This is a genomic window from Streptomyces sp. NPDC006551 (assembly GCF_040611675.1).
Lineage (GTDB): Bacteria > Actinomycetota > Actinomycetes > Streptomycetales > Streptomycetaceae > Streptomyces.
This window is the reverse complement of record NZ_JBEXOT010000057.1, coordinates 1-12,894: the sequence shown is the minus strand read 5'-3', so window position 1 is coordinate 12,894 and position 12,894 is coordinate 1. Positions and strand designations below refer to the sequence as shown.

Below are 12,894 nucleotides of genomic sequence, written 5' to 3'. Positions count from 1 at the left end.
GGTCGGCGGCCGGGCTCAGCCGCGGACCTTCCGCCGCGCCCGCAGCCACTCCTTGTTCATCGCCGCGATCGAGGGCAGCGGGATGCCCTTCGGGCAGGCCGTCGCGCACTCCCCCGTCAGCGTGCAGCCGCCGAAGCCCTCCGCGTCCATCTGGGCCACCATGTCGAGAACCCGTGTCTCGCGCTCCGGCGCGCCCTGCGGGAGCACGTTCAGGTGGTTGATCTTCGCCGAGGTGAAGAGCATCGCCGAGCCGTTCGGGCAGGCCGCCACGCACGCGCCGCAGCCGATGCATTCGGCGTGCTCGAAGGCGAAGTCGGCGTCGGCCTTCGGGACCGGGGTCGCGTGGGCCTCGGGCGCCGCGCCGGTGGGGGCGCTGATGTAACCGCCGGCCTGGATGACGCGGTCGAAGGCGGAGCGGTCGACGACGAGGTCCTTGACGACGGGGAAGGCCGCGGCGCGCCAGGGTTCGATGTCGATCGTGTCGCCGTCGCGGAAGGACCGCATGTGGAGTTGGCAGGTGGTGGTGCGCTCGGGGCCGTGGGCCTCGCCGTCGATGACGAGGCTGCACGCGCCGCAGATGCCCTCGCGGCAGTCGTGGTCGAAGGCGACCGGGTCCTCGCCGCGGAGGATGAGCTCCTCGTTGAGGGTGTCGAGCATCTCCAGGAAGGACATGTCGGAGGAGATGCCGTCCACCTCGTAGGTGGCCATGGCGCCTTCGGCGTCGGCGTTCTTCTGGCGCCAGACGCGCAGGGTGAGCTTCATGCGTAGCTCCGCTGGGTGGGGTGGACGTACTCGAAGACGAGGTCTTCCTTGTGCAGGACGGGGGCGTCACCGGTGCCCCGGAATTCCCAGGCGGCGACGTACGAGAACTCCTCGTCGCGCCGGGCCGCCTCACCGTCCGGGGTCTGGGACTCCTCGCGGAAGTGGCCGCCGCAGGACTCGGCCCGGTGCAGGGCGTCGAGGCACATCAGCTCGGCGAGCTCCAGGTAGTCGACGATGCGGTTGGCCTTCTCCAGCGACTGGTTGAACTCCTCGCCGGTGCCCGGGACCTTGATCCGGCGCCAGAACTCCTCGCGGATCTGCGGGATGCGGTCGAGCGCCTTGCGCAGGCCCTCGTCCGAACGGGCCATGCCGCAGAACTCCCACATGACCTCGCCCAGTTCGCGGTGGAACGAGTCCGGCGTGCGGTCGCCGTCCACGGAGAGCAGGAGGTTGATCCGGTCCTCGGTCTCGGCCAACACCTCCCGGACGACGGGATGGTCGTCGTCGAGCGGCTCGCTCGACGGGTGGCGGGCCAGATAGTCGTTGATCGTGGACGGCAGGACGAAGTAGCCGTCGGCGAGGCCCTGCATCAGCGCGGAGGCGCCGAGGCGGTTGGCCCCGTGGTCGGAGAAGTTGGCCTCGCCGATGGCGAACAGGCCCGGCACGGTGGTCTGGAGGTCGTAGTCGACCCAGAGCCCGCCCATCGTGTAGTGCACGGCGGGGTAGATCCGCATCGGCACCTCGTACGGGTTCTCGGCGGTGATCCGCTCGTACATGTCGAAGAGGTTGCCGTACTTCTCCTCGACGGCCTTGCGGCCCATCCGCTTGATGGCGTCGGCGAAGTCGAGGTAGACGCCCTGGCCGCCGGGCCCGACGCCGCGCCCCTCGTCGCAGACGTTCTTGGCGGCGCGGGAGGCGATGTCACGCGGGACGAGGTTGCCGAAGGAGGGGTAGATCCGCTCCAGGTAGTAGTCGCGCTCGTCCTCGGGGATCTCGGCGGCCGGCCGCTGGTCGCCGCGCGCCTTGGGGACCCAGATGCGGCCGTCGTTGCGCAGCGACTCGCTCATCAGCGTCAGCTTGGACTGGTGGTCGCCGGTGCGCGGGATGCAGGTGGGGTGGATCTGGGTGAAGCAGGGGTTGGCGAAGTACGCTCCGCGCCGGTGGGCCCGCCAGACGGCGGTGGCGTTGGAGTTCATGGCGTTGGTCGACAGGTAGAAGACGTTGCCGTAGCCGCCGCTCGCCAGCACGACCGCGTCGGCGTAGTGGGTGGAGATCCGCCCGGTGACCAGATCGCGGGCGACGATGCCGCGCGCCCGTCCGTCGACGACGATCAGGTCCAGCATCTCGGTACGGGCGTGCAGTTCGACGTTGCCCGCCGCGATCTGCCGGGACAGCGCCTGGTAGGCGCCGAGGAGGAGCTGCTGGCCCGTCTGGCCGCGGGCGTAGAAGGTACGGGAGACCTGGACGCCGCCGAAGGAGCGGGTGTCGAGCAGTCCGCCGTACTCGCGGGCGAAGGGGACGCCCTGGGCGACGCACTGGTCGATGATCTCGACGGAGATCTGGGCGAGGCGGTGGACGTTGGACTCGCGGGCGCGGAAGTCGCCGCCCTTGACGGTGTCGTAGAAGAGGCGGTGGATGGAGTCGCCGTCGTTGCGGTAGTTCTTGGCGGCGTTGATGCCGCCCTGGGCGGCGATGGAGTGGGCGCGGCGCGGGGAGTCCTGGTAGCAGAACTGGACGACGTGGTAGCCCTGTTCGGCGAGGGTGGCGCCGGCGGAGCCGCCGGCGAGGCCGGTACCGACGACGATGACGGTGTGCTTGCGCCGGTTGGCGGGGTTGACCAGCCTGGCCTGGAAGCGGCGGGTGTCCCAGCGCTCGGCGACGGGTCCGGCGGGGGCCTTCTCGTCGGCGAGGCGGGCGCCGACTTCGTAGTCGAGGAAGCTCATGTCAGCTCACCACTCCGGTCATGACGGCGACGGGTACGGAGACGAAGCCCACGGTCAGGGCGAGGGCGAGCCCGTTGGCGAGCACCTTCAGGGTCCGCTCGCGGCGCGCGTTGCCGACACCGAGGGTCTGGGCCGCGCTCCAGAAGCCGTGGCGGACGTGCAGGCCGACGGCGAGCATGGCGACGATGTAGACGACGTTGCCGTACCAGGTGGAGAAGGTGTCCACGACGTTCTGGTACGGGTGGCCTTCCTGGAAGCCGCCCGGGTGCGCGGTGCCGGTGGTCAGGTCGAGGATGTGCCAGACGATGAAGAGGGCGACGATGACGCCGCCCCAGCGCATGGTGCGGGTGGCGTAGCTCGCCTTCCTGCGCCGGTGCGCATAGGCGGTGGGGCGGGCCTTGATGTCGCGCCGGCTGAGCTGGTACGCGGAGACGGCATGGGCGACGACGGCGGCGAGGAGCACGATCCGTACGAGCCACAGCGCCCAGGAGTGGTGCAGGACGGGGGCGCCCATGGTGCGCAGCCAGTGGCCGTACGCGTTGAACTCCTCGGGGCCGAAGAAGACCTTGAGGTTGCCCATCACATGGGCGACGAGATAGCCGAGCATGAGCAGACCGCTGACGGCCATGACCGTCTTCTTGCCGAGTGTCGATCCCCAGAAGCCGCGCGAGCGCGTCGGGGACGGTGGTCGGCCGGTCCCCCGGTCCGTCGTCTTCGTTGCCAGAGCCATGCCCCAGACGCTAGGGCCGGGAGGGCCGAGAGGTCCAAGACATGGTCCGGCTCATCTCGATAGGCTGAGCCTATGCAGTTCCAGCAGCTCCTCTACTTCGTGGCCGTCGCCGAGACCCGTCACTTCACCCGCGCCGCGGAGCGGGTGCACGTCTCGCAGCCGTCGCTGTCCCAGCAGATCAAGGCGCTGGAGCAGGAGCTCGGGGCGGAGCTGTTCAGCCGGGCGCGGGGGAACATCACGCTGACGGACGCGGGTGAGGCGCTGCTGCCGCTGGCCCGGCGGATCCTCGCCGACACGGACACGGCGCGGCACGAGGTGCAGGAGCTGGCGCAGCTGAAGCGCGGGCGGGTGCGGCTCGGCGCGACGCCGAGTCTGTGCACGGGTCTGCTGCCGGACGTGCTGCGCGCCTTCCACGATCTGCACCCGGGGATCCGTCTGCTGATCGAGGAGGGCGGCTCGCACGACCTCGTACGGGAGCTGGCCCGCGGCGCGCTCGATCTGGCGCTGGTGGTGCTGCCGCTGCCGACCCCGTCACCGGCGCTGACGACGGTGGAGCTGCTGCGGGAGGACCTGGTGGTGGTCTCTTCGGCTGCCTCGCCGGCCCCGCGGCGGCCGGTGCGGATCGCGGATCTGCGCGACCAGCCCCTGGTGATGTTCCGGCACGGCTACGACCTGCGGGAGCTGACGGTGGCCGCGTGCCGGGCGGAGGGCTTCGAGCCCTCGTTCACGGTCGAGGGCGGCGAGATGGACGCGGTGCTCGGTTTCGTACGGGCGGGTCTGGGGGTCGCGGTGGTGCCCGCCATGGTGGCGGCGCGGGCCGGGCGCGACCTGCGGGTCACGGCCCTGGCCCGCCCGGGCCTGCGGCGCACGATCGCGCTCGCGCACCGCAGCGACGTGGCCCCGCCCCGGGCGGCCCGCGAACTCCAGAAGCTCCTGCTCCGCTCCACCTGAAACGGCCGGCTGCCGGGTTGTGGGCAATCGTCCCGCATGGGGGTCCCCCAGGGCGGACTTCGTCCGGGAGGACCCCCATCGCCCCAGTGGAACGGTCGCCCACGACGACGCACGTTGTCGGCTATACCGCGTCCGCCAGGACCAGGGAGTGGATCCGGTCCGGGGCCCCCGGGCGCGCGTAGTACCAGCCCTGGGCCGTGTCGCAGCCGAGCTCCCGGAGCTGTTGCGCCTGGGCGCCCGTCTCCACGCCCTCCACCGTCACCGCGAGCTCCAGGCTGTGCGCCAGCGAGACGATGCCTTCGACGATCTTGAGGTCGACCGGGTCCGCCGGGTGCTGCTGCATGCCCCGGGTGAAGGAACGGTCCAGCTTCAGGACGCTCACCGGCAGACGGCGCAGATTGGCGAGGTTGGAGTAGCCGGTGCCGAAGTCGTCGAGCGCGATGTCCACGCCCATCTCGGCGAGCTGCCGCAGCGGCTTGAGCAGGTCGTCGTCGGCGCCGATCAGCGCCGACTCGGTGACCTCCAGGCACAGCGCCCCCGGCTCCAGGCCGGAGCGCTCCAGGACGTCGACCGTGTCGGCGACCAGACGCGGGTGGTGCAGCTGGGTCGGCGAGAGGTTGACGTTGATCCGCAGCGGCCCCCCGTCGGAGTGCCGGGTCTGCCAGAACCGGGCTTGGCGTACCGCCTCCTGAAGCACCCATCGGCCGAGCGGCACGATGAGTCCGGTGTTCTCGGCGAGCGGGATGAACCGGTCGGGCCCGAGCACACCGTGCTGCGGATGGCACCACCGGACGAGCGCCTCCGCGCCGTGCACGCTGCCGTCGCCGAGGTGGACGAGCGGCTGGTACTCGATGAAGAACTCGCCACGCTCCAGCGCGGCCGGCAGGGCGGTGGTCAGCCCGTGCCGGGTGATGGCGCGGGCGTCGGCCTCCGCGTCGGCGAACTCGAAGCGGTTGCCGCCCGCCGACTTGGCGCGGTACATCGTGATGTCGGCGCTGCGCAGCACCTCGGCCGGGGTCCGCTCCCCGGCCGGTCCCTCGACGACGCCGACGCTGCCGCGCACGGTCAGTTCGCGGCCGTCGATCCGGACGGGGGTGGCGAGCACCGCGAGGATACGGTTCGCCAGCTCCACGACACCCCGTTCGGTCCCGGCGCCCGTGGTGAGGGCGACGAACTCGTCACCGCCGAGCCGGGCCACCATCTCGCCGGGCGCGGTCGCGCAGCTCTGCAGCCGGTCGGCGACCTCGACGAGCAACCGGTCGCCGGCCGAGTGGCCGAGGCTGTCGTTGATGGCCTTGAAGCCGTCGAGGTCGAGGTAGCAGAGCCCGAAGCGGGCGCCGTCGGCCGGTGCGAGCGCCTTCTCCAGGCGTTCGAAGAACAGGGTCCTGTTGGGCAGTCCGGTGAGCGCGTCGTGGGTGGCTTCGTAGCGCAGCCGGAGGTTGAGCAGCCGTCGCTCGGTGGTGTCCTCCATCAGCGCGAGCTGGTACTGGGGGAACCCCTCGGCGTCCCGCAGCAGCGAGACGGTGAGGTTGGTCCACAGGACGGTGCCGTCGCCGCGGTAGTACGGCTTCTCGACCCGGTAGTGCTCGCGTTCGCCGCGGACGAGCTCGTCGTAGAGCCGCCAGACGTGCGGGCCGTCCTCGGGATGGCCCCATTCGCTGATGTTGCGGCTGCGGACGTGGTGCTCCAGGCCGCCGAACATCCGGGTGAGGGTCTCGTTGACCTCCAGGACGTTGCCGTCGAGGTCCGCGATGCCGATCCCGATCGCGGCGCCGTCGAAGACGGCCCGGAAGCGGCTCTCCGTGGCGTGCAGGGCGACTTCGGCGGCGCTGCGGGCGGAGAGCGCGGAGCGGGCGATGGCCTCCTGCTCGACGAGGGTCCGCTCGCGCAGGGCTTGGGCGAACCCGGCGGCCATCGCGTGCTGCAGCCGCGCGCAGCGGGCCCGCAGCTCCTCGCTCGGCGTGTCCCGCGCGGTGCCGCAGTAGAGCACGAGGTAGGAGTCGACGACGCCGAGGGTACGGCTGAGGGCGTCCGGGTCCGTGCAGTGGGCGGCCACCAGGCCCGCGCCCGCGCGGTGGGCGGGGGCGGTGTCGAAGGGTCTGCCGTGCAGCGCGGCGCTCAAGGAGCGTGCCAGCGGCAGCAGATGGCCCTCGAACTCGGCGCGGGTCAGCGAGGTGGCGGTGACCGGGAAGATGGCCCGGCTCCAGATGGTCACGAACCGCCTGAGTCTGTCCTCGACGTCGTCCGGTTCCGCGCCGGAACCGGACGGTTGAGACGGCAGCTTCACGCCTTGCGCCCCACCCCTGCGAAGCCCGAGAAGGCGTACGGATCCTCCTGGTCGACCGGGCCGTCGGGCCTCCAGTCGGGCATGAACACGAGGCCGGGTTCGACCATCTCGTACCCGTCGAAGAAGCGCTGGACCTCCTCACGCGTCCGCATCACCAGGGGGTTGCGGATGTCCCGGTAGACGTCGACCGCTCCGCCCACCCGCTCCTGGGGCAGGGGTATGCCCTCGTAGCCGGCGTGACTGATGATCAGGAGACTGCCGGGGGCGAGTGCCTCGCCGAGCTCGGCGACGGCCTGCTGCGGCTCGTCCGCGTCCTCCACGAAGTGCAGGACGGAGACCAGGAGCAGGGCCACCGGCTTGTCGAGGTCGAGAAGCCGGCCCACCTCGGGGCTGTTCAGGATCTCCCGCGGCTTGCGCAGGTCGGCGGCGACGACGGTGGAGCGTTCGTCGCCCGCCAGGACGGCCTCGCTGTGGGCGACGGCGACCGGGTCGTGGTCGACGTACACCACGCGGGCGTCGGGGCTGGCGGCCTGGGCGACCTCGTGGACGTTGCCGAAGGTCGGTATGCCGGACCCGATGTCCAGGAACTGGGTGACGCCCTGTTGGACGGCGAACCGTACGGCCCGGCGCATGAACGCCCGGTTCGCCTGCATGACCTTGGGGAGGCCGGGCACGAACTCCATGGCTTTGCGGGCCGCTTCCCGGTCCACTTCGAAATTGTGCGAGCCGCCCAGATAGAAGTCGTACATACGGGACACGCTCGGCACCGAAATATCGATACCCGGCGGAGCCCAGGCGGGACGCTCCATCAATGTCTCCAACAAGTCGCCACGGGGGTGCGGCCATGTGTTCGCGGCCGGTGTTCGAGCCGAGGCTACTGATCGCCCGCCGAGAGAGCGAGCAGAAACGGAAATTCGCGGTCCGTTCTTGGTCACACGCCATTGGCACGTGCGAGTCGAACGAAGACTTCACGCCTTCGGACCGTGCAAATTCACGTGCATATGGACGTGCGTCGGGCCCGCCGCCACGGGAGGTCGTGGCGGCGGGCCCGACAGGCCGGAGCGCGGCGGGGGGACCTACTGGGGCGCTCCGACCAGCTTCCCCTCGGGGGACACGGCGTACCAGGTGCCGCCCACACCTTGGCCGTTGGTGTCTCCGGGCTCCTCGTCCCCGGCGAAGGTGTACAGGGGCCAGCAGTCGATGGTCTGCTGCTTGACGCCGTCGGGGCGGCTGAAGGTGACGTAGCCCTTGCGGGTGATGCCCTCGGTGTCGTTCTTGTCCACGGGGGCGACAACCGGCCACTTCTTCAGACAGGGCCCGGTGCAGGCCGTCTTCATGGGCCAGGCGGAATCCTTGGTGAAGCGATAAACCGTCATTCCGCGCGAATCCACCACGATGTCACCGAGCTTGGGATCCTTTCGCACCGAGAGCCCGGCGGCGGCCGTAGCGGAATCATTCCCTCCACCGATCTCCGCGACTGTACCGGAATCATCTCCTCCGCCAGTCTCCGCGGCCGGCGCGGCCTTCTTTCCGTCGGGAGCGGCCGCGAACCAGGTGCCGCCGACACCTTGGCCGTTGACGTCACCGGGCTGTACGTCCTTGGCGTACCGGTACATCGGCCAGCCGTCGAGCGTGAGTTGCTTGCTGCCGTCGGCGCGGGTCACCTCGCCGAGCAGCGACGGGTCCACGCCGGCGGGCGGCTTGGCGCCCTCCGGACTCACCACGGGCCACGCCGTCGCGCAGTCGCCCTCGCAGGTGGCCCGGGGCGGGCTCGCGGAGTCCCTGTCGAAGCGGTAGAGGGTGAAGCCCTTGCTGTCGGTGACCACCTTGCCGAGCCGCTTGGTGTCGGCAGCGACGAGTTGCCCGGCGGGCGCGGCCGCACCCGCCCCCGTACCGCCGGAGGAGTCGCTGCCGGATCCGTAGCCCCCCGAGGCGTATCCGCCGGAGGCGTAGCCGTTCTCCGCGGGCGCCCCGGCCGGGTTCGCCGCCCCGGCGGGGGCATCGCCGATCGACTGGCCACCCTGCTCCTGACCGCACGCCGTCGTCAGCGCCAGAACGGCCGCCGCCGTCAGCGCGAGTGCCGTGTTCCGCCAGGTCCTCATGTCAACTCCCCTTGCTTCATGGCTTGTTGGAGTGGCGTCGGGCGCCGTTCCCGGCATTGGATACGCGGCGCGAGCGCGTCGTGCTCAAGGGGCGACGAAGAATCTTCCGCCGAAAGGTCAAACCGGCGCCCTTCGAGAACCCCTCCATCCGGGGAATCAGGGCCATTTCCCGCGTGGCGCACCGGCTTTGTAATCATGATCTTCGGCGTGTCCCAGTACGGATCGATCCTCGCGCGGCCCTTGGCGGCCGCCGCGCTGCTGTGGCTGCTGGCCACTCCGGCGCCCGCCGCCGCCGATGCCTGCGCCTATGCCTCGACCGGGCCCGGCGGCTCGAACATCTCGGTCGCGGTCGCCGGGCCGGGCGCGTGCTCGCCGACCCCCGCCCCGCCGGAGCCGACGTGCCCCGCGCCCAGCCCGACGCCGCAGCCCCCGACGCCGGAGCCTCCGCCGCCGGAGCCTCCGCCGCAGCCCCCGCCGCCGGAGCCTCCGCCGCAGCCCCCGTCGCCGGAGCCCGAGCCATCGCCTCCCGTACGGGCGGACCCACCGCCCCCGCCGAAGCCGGCCCCACCGCCACCCCCGGCTCGGGCGCCGACGCCTCCGCCGCCTCCGCCCGCCCCGACGCCGACGCCCTCCCTGCGGCCGAGGCCGCCTGCCCCGACCCCCGTCGCCCTGCCCGCCTACCGCCGCGCCCCGCGGCCCGAACCCGAGGGCGGCCCCTCGCTCATGTCCATGACGCTGCTCGTCCTCGCCCCGGCGGTGCTCGCGACCGCGATCCTGCGCCCCCGCTCCCGCTGAGCCCCGTCGAAGGAAACCCACCATGTCCGAATGGCTCGTCCTCACCATCGCGATGGCCGCCGCCTGCGCCGTCGTCCTCACCATCGTCGTCATCAACAACCGGAGGATCCCCGACGACGACGATCCCACCGAGACCCCCGACGTCATGGAGTACATGACGATGATGATCGGCGTGGTGTACGCGATCGTGCTCGGCCTGGCCATCGCCGGCGTCTGGGAGGCCCGCAGCGCCGCCCAGGAGACCGTGCGCCAGGAGGCCCAGGCTCTGCACGAGGTCTCGGAACGGGTCGAGGTCTACCCCGCCGACGTCCGCGCCCGGATCCGCGCCGACGTCGACGCTTACGTCGCCTTCGTCGTCGACGACGAGTGGCGCCACATGTCCGAGCACGGCGAACTCAGCGAGACGGGCACCGAACTGCTCCAGCAGGTGCGCCGGAGCGTGACCGACTACCGGCCCGCGAACGACCACGAGGGGCAGGCGTACCAGCCGCTGGTGGACCAGGTGGCGGCGGCGGACGACGCCCGGGGCGCCCGGGGCCAGAGCGCGGGCGCGACCATGCCGGGCGTGGTGTGGTTCGGCCTGATCACCGGCGCGCTGGTGACGGTCGGGCTGATCTTCACGCTGCAGATCCGGCGCACCGGGCGCGAGCTGCTGCTCGCGGGCCTGTTCAGCGCGCTCATCGCGTTTCTGCTCTTCCTGATCTGGGACTTCGACGCGCCCTTCGGGCGCGGGATCTCGGCGACGGCCACACCGTTCACCGACCTCTTCCCCCGGCTCACCGGCTGAGCGGGCCGGTGCGGACGGCCGGGACAGGGGCCGGATGGGGCGCTCCCTGAGCCGAACGGTGGACATCCGTGCCCCATTCGCCCGCCTGGGATCGCGGCTGTGATAGTGCGCTCCTAGCGTTGCGGGCGTCGAGGTGCATTTCCTTCCCTTTCGCGGAAACCGCTTCCGCGGCTGCTCCTCGAGGACCCGGAGGACACACCATGCGCGCGATACGTGCCGCGTCCACTGCCCTGCTGGGGGCGGCCGCCCTCGCCTTGGCCGCTCCCCTCGCCTCGGCGGCGGACGGCGCCCCCGCCCCTGCCCAGAACGCGCCCCGAGCCAAGGCTCCGGGCGATTTCGTCGTCTCCCCCTCGCTCGTGGCGCCCGGTGGCCGGGTGACACTGACCGCTCCCGGCTGCCGCAGCACGGCGACCGCTTCGGCGGGCATCTTCGACACCGTGACCATCCCCCCCGGAGCCTCGGCCACCGCCGTGGTGGACTGGGACGCCAAGCGGGGCGCCGTCTACACGGTCTCGTTCAACTGCACCGGCGGCGTCCAGGACACCGTGACCCTGACCATCAGCGGCACCACGGCGTCCCCGACCCCGACGACCGGCTCGACCGTCCTCACTCCGCCGCGCGGTGTGCAAGGCGGCCTCGGCGGCTCCGTCAGCGGGGTCGACACGGTCACCCTGGCGGCCGGTGCCGGACTGGTCGCCGTCGCGGCCACCGGTCTGGTCTACGTGGTGGTGCGACGCCGGTCCGGCCTCGACCGGCCCCGGCGCCACTGACGGCGGGGACCGGTGTCCTCCACCGGAACCCGCCGCCCCCACCGCGCCCGTACACCCCGCCCGAACGCACACGCCCCATCGCACAAACCCGTCGCCCCCGAGTCCTGGACAGTCAGGAGTCGGGGGCGACCGGCGTACACGGCCGACCGGGAGGTTCGGCCGGTCAGACGGTTCCGCCGCTCAGACGGCGCCGGCGGGCGATGAACAGACCGCCGCCGAGCGCGGCCGCGGCGACGAGCGAACTGCCGACCGCCATCTCCGTGGAGCTCGGCGCGAGCGAGCCGCCGATACCTCCCTGCGCGCCCTGACCGGCCAGGACGACGAACTCCTGGGTGAGCACGCGGTTGCTGTCGTCGCAGTGGACGGTCAGCTTGTGCTTGCCCGGCGTGGCGTTGTTGTGGATGCGGGCGACGGCGCTGGAGACCCCGTTGGAGTTCGCGGAGAGGGTGGTCGTCGGGAAGGCGGCGGACGTGACCGTCCCGCCGTGGCAGCCCCTGACGGTGATCGTGATGGTCGACCCCTGGTGGACCGCGAAGGGCGTCACGGTGACGCTCTTGGAATCGCCTCCCCGCTGAGCGCTGAGAGAGCCGACGGTGACACTGCTGGGACCGTTCGTGGCGGCGGCGAGAGGGGCCGTGAGCCCGACCACCGCCATCGCGGTGGCGGCCACCGCCAGAGTGCGTGCAGCACGCATGGTTGAACCTCCAGTGGAAGACGCCCCAAAGCGGTGCCCCGGGAAATTCGACGAGTACGCCTTCCATGACGAACCATCACAAGTGCGGACGATCACCGCATCTCGGCACTGGTCCACCCCGGTGAGGCGACACGCCGGGAGAAAGGCCGGTGAACCTGACGGAGCCGCAGGTCACAGACCGTCAGCATGCTTATCTGATGATTACTCGGATGGGTCATCGTTCTCGTCACCCGGCCCGCCCTGAGGTACGACTGTGCTCCCGGCGCGCACCGGACGGCCGAGCACGGCCGCCACGCCCCCGCCACCCGTTCGCCTTTCCCTGATCGCCGGTCCGGCCCGCCACCCTTACCGTTCTGACGACGCCACGAAGGGAGAACCATGAGCCCCAAGGACTTCAGCGTCTTTGAGCCGAGAAGACGCCGACCGTGGGGCGTCCTGGCTCTCGTCATGCTGTCCGGCCTGGCGATGATGCGCAATGGAGTCGATGTCGAGATCGGCCCGCCGCAGCCCGCGGCCGCCGCGGCTCCCGACACCCGCCCGAGCGGGGCTCCGCCCTCTCTCGCCTCGGGCCTGGAGGCGCTGCCGTTCGCCCAGGCCTCGCGGGTGAAGATCCCGTCCATCAGGGTCGCGGCCCCGATCATGGAGGTGGGCCTCGACGAGAACGGCTGGATCGCGGCACCGCCCCCGGAGGACTCCAACCTGGCCGGCTGGTACCAGAACGGCATCGCGCCGGGGCAGCGCGGCACGGCCATCATCGTCGGCCATGTCGACAACGCGACCGGCCCGGCGGTCTTCTACTCCCTGGGTGCGCTGCACAAGGGCGAGCACATCGAGGTGGAGCGGTACGACGGCCGGGTCGCGGTCTTCGAGATCTACGGCGTCGAGGTGTACTCCAAGAACAACTTCCCCGGCGTCCAGGTCTACGGCGACACCGGGGAGCCGGAGCTCAGGGTCATCACCTGCGGCGGCGGCTACTCACGGGCGACCGGCTACGACGGCAACGTCGTCGTCTACGCGCGCATGGTCGGCTCGCGCTGAGCGCGTACGGCGAAGGCCCCCGGATTCCCCGGGGG

At 71.4% G+C, this 12,894-nt stretch carries 12 protein-coding genes; 5 read left to right on the top strand and 7 right to left on the bottom strand.

Going from position 1 to position 12,894, the window contains the following annotated elements; translation table 11 throughout:
• Positions 1-15 precede the first annotated feature (15 nt).
• Genes ABZY12_RS31235 through ABZY12_RS31225 form a run of 3 tightly spaced genes read right to left on the bottom strand, consistent with a single transcriptional unit; the run spans position 16 to position 3,435 of the window.
• On the bottom strand, positions 16-762 hold the full coding sequence (locus ABZY12_RS31235; RefSeq protein WP_356896262.1) for a succinate dehydrogenase/fumarate reductase iron-sulfur subunit: 747 nt from the start codon (positions 760-762) through the stop codon (positions 16-18).
• Positions 759-2,705, bottom strand: coding sequence for a fumarate reductase/succinate dehydrogenase flavoprotein subunit (locus ABZY12_RS31230; protein WP_356896260.1), 1,947 nt, complete (start codon positions 2,703-2,705; stop codon positions 759-761). Before ABZY12_RS31230 ends, ABZY12_RS31235 begins: the two co-directional genes overlap by 4 nt.
• Position 2,706: 1 nt before the next feature.
• Positions 2,707-3,435, bottom strand: coding sequence for a succinate dehydrogenase (locus ABZY12_RS31225; protein WP_356896258.1), 729 nt, complete (start codon positions 3,433-3,435; stop codon positions 2,707-2,709).
• A 72-nt stretch (positions 3,436-3,507) separates the two neighbouring features.
• Between ABZY12_RS31225 and ABZY12_RS31220 the strand changes: the two genes are divergently transcribed.
• Positions 3,508-4,386, top strand: a complete 879-nt coding sequence (locus tag ABZY12_RS31220; RefSeq protein WP_356896256.1) for a LysR substrate-binding domain-containing protein — start codon at positions 3,508-3,510, stop codon at positions 4,384-4,386.
• Positions 4,387-4,507: 121 nt separating this feature from the next.
• Here ABZY12_RS31220 and ABZY12_RS31215 read toward each other — a convergent pair whose 3' ends face one another.
• The 3 genes from ABZY12_RS31215 to ABZY12_RS31205 form a co-directional block, all read right to left on the bottom strand.
• Positions 4,508-6,673 (bottom strand): EAL domain-containing protein, encoded by a 2,166-nt coding sequence (locus tag ABZY12_RS31215; protein ID WP_356896254.1) that lies wholly within the window; start codon positions 6,671-6,673, stop codon positions 4,508-4,510.
• Positions 6,670-7,482, bottom strand: a complete 813-nt coding sequence (locus ABZY12_RS31210; protein ID WP_356896252.1) for an SAM-dependent methyltransferase — start codon at positions 7,480-7,482, stop codon at positions 6,670-6,672. The genes ABZY12_RS31215 and ABZY12_RS31210 overlap by 4 nt, the downstream gene beginning before the upstream one ends.
• A 267-nt stretch (positions 7,483-7,749) precedes the next feature.
• Positions 7,750-8,775, bottom strand: a complete 1,026-nt coding sequence (locus ABZY12_RS31205) for an SCO0930 family lipoprotein (protein ID WP_356896250.1) — start codon at positions 8,773-8,775, stop codon at positions 7,750-7,752.
• 207 nt (positions 8,776-8,982) lie between these two features.
• Here ABZY12_RS31205 and ABZY12_RS31200 point away from each other — a divergent pair, with 207 nt between their 5' ends.
• The 3 genes from ABZY12_RS31200 to ABZY12_RS31190 all read left to right on the top strand — a co-directional run bounded on the left by ABZY12_RS31200 (position 8,983) and on the right by ABZY12_RS31190 (position 11,127).
• Positions 8,983-9,570 (top strand): hypothetical protein, encoded by a 588-nt coding sequence (locus ABZY12_RS31200; protein ID WP_356896248.1) that lies wholly within the window; start codon positions 8,983-8,985, stop codon positions 9,568-9,570.
• Between the two features lie 22 nt (positions 9,571-9,592).
• Positions 9,593-10,357, top strand: coding sequence for a hypothetical protein (locus ABZY12_RS31195; RefSeq protein WP_356896246.1), 765 nt, complete (start codon positions 9,593-9,595; stop codon positions 10,355-10,357).
• A 200-nt stretch (positions 10,358-10,557) separates the two neighbouring features.
• Positions 10,558-11,127: a hypothetical protein gene (locus tag ABZY12_RS31190; protein ID WP_356896244.1), complete on the top strand. Its 570-nt coding sequence runs from the start codon at positions 10,558-10,560 to the stop codon at positions 11,125-11,127.
• 163 nt (positions 11,128-11,290) lie between these two features.
• On the opposite strand, the gene ABZY12_RS31185 is transcribed toward ABZY12_RS31190, so the two are convergent.
• Positions 11,291-11,821 carry a hypothetical protein gene (locus ABZY12_RS31185; protein ID WP_356896242.1) on the bottom strand — a complete coding sequence of 177 codons (531 nt, stop codon included), beginning with the start codon at positions 11,819-11,821 and terminating at the stop codon, positions 11,291-11,293.
• Between the two features lie 378 nt (positions 11,822-12,199).
• On the opposite strand from ABZY12_RS31185, the gene ABZY12_RS31180 reads away from it, so the two are divergent.
• Complete coding sequence (locus tag ABZY12_RS31180; RefSeq protein ID WP_356896240.1) at positions 12,200-12,859, top strand: class F sortase; 660 nt, start codon at positions 12,200-12,202, stop codon at positions 12,857-12,859.
• Positions 12,860-12,894 lie beyond the last annotated feature (35 nt).

Bases quoted from the DNA above. Each gene is read 5' to 3' on its own strand.
- ABZY12_RS31220 (WP_356896256.1), top strand. From the start codon at position 3,508: ATGCAGTTCCAGCAGCTCCTCTACTTCGTGGCCGTCGCCGAGACCCGT.
- ABZY12_RS31235 (WP_356896262.1), bottom strand. From the start codon at position 762: ATGAAGCTCACCCTGCGCGTCTGGCGCCAGAAGAACGCCGACGCCGAA.
- ABZY12_RS31230 (WP_356896260.1), bottom strand. From the start codon at position 2,705: ATGAGCTTCCTCGACTACGAAGTCGGCGCCCGCCTCGCCGACGAGAAG.
- ABZY12_RS31190 (WP_356896244.1), top strand. From the start codon at position 10,558: ATGCGCGCGATACGTGCCGCGTCCACTGCCCTGCTGGGGGCGGCCGCC.
- ABZY12_RS31180 (WP_356896240.1), top strand. From the start codon at position 12,200: ATGAGCCCCAAGGACTTCAGCGTCTTTGAGCCGAGAAGACGCCGACCG.
- ABZY12_RS31225 (WP_356896258.1), bottom strand. From the start codon at position 3,435: ATGGCTCTGGCAACGAAGACGACGGACCGGGGGACCGGCCGACCACCG.
- ABZY12_RS31210 (WP_356896252.1), bottom strand. From the start codon at position 7,482: ATGGAGCGTCCCGCCTGGGCTCCGCCGGGTATCGATATTTCGGTGCCG.
- ABZY12_RS31195 (WP_356896246.1), top strand. From the start codon at position 9,593: ATGTCCGAATGGCTCGTCCTCACCATCGCGATGGCCGCCGCCTGCGCC.
- ABZY12_RS31205 (WP_356896250.1), bottom strand. From the start codon at position 8,775: ATGAGGACCTGGCGGAACACGGCACTCGCGCTGACGGCGGCGGCCGTT.
- ABZY12_RS31185 (WP_356896242.1), bottom strand. From the start codon at position 11,821: ATGCGTGCTGCACGCACTCTGGCGGTGGCCGCCACCGCGATGGCGGTG.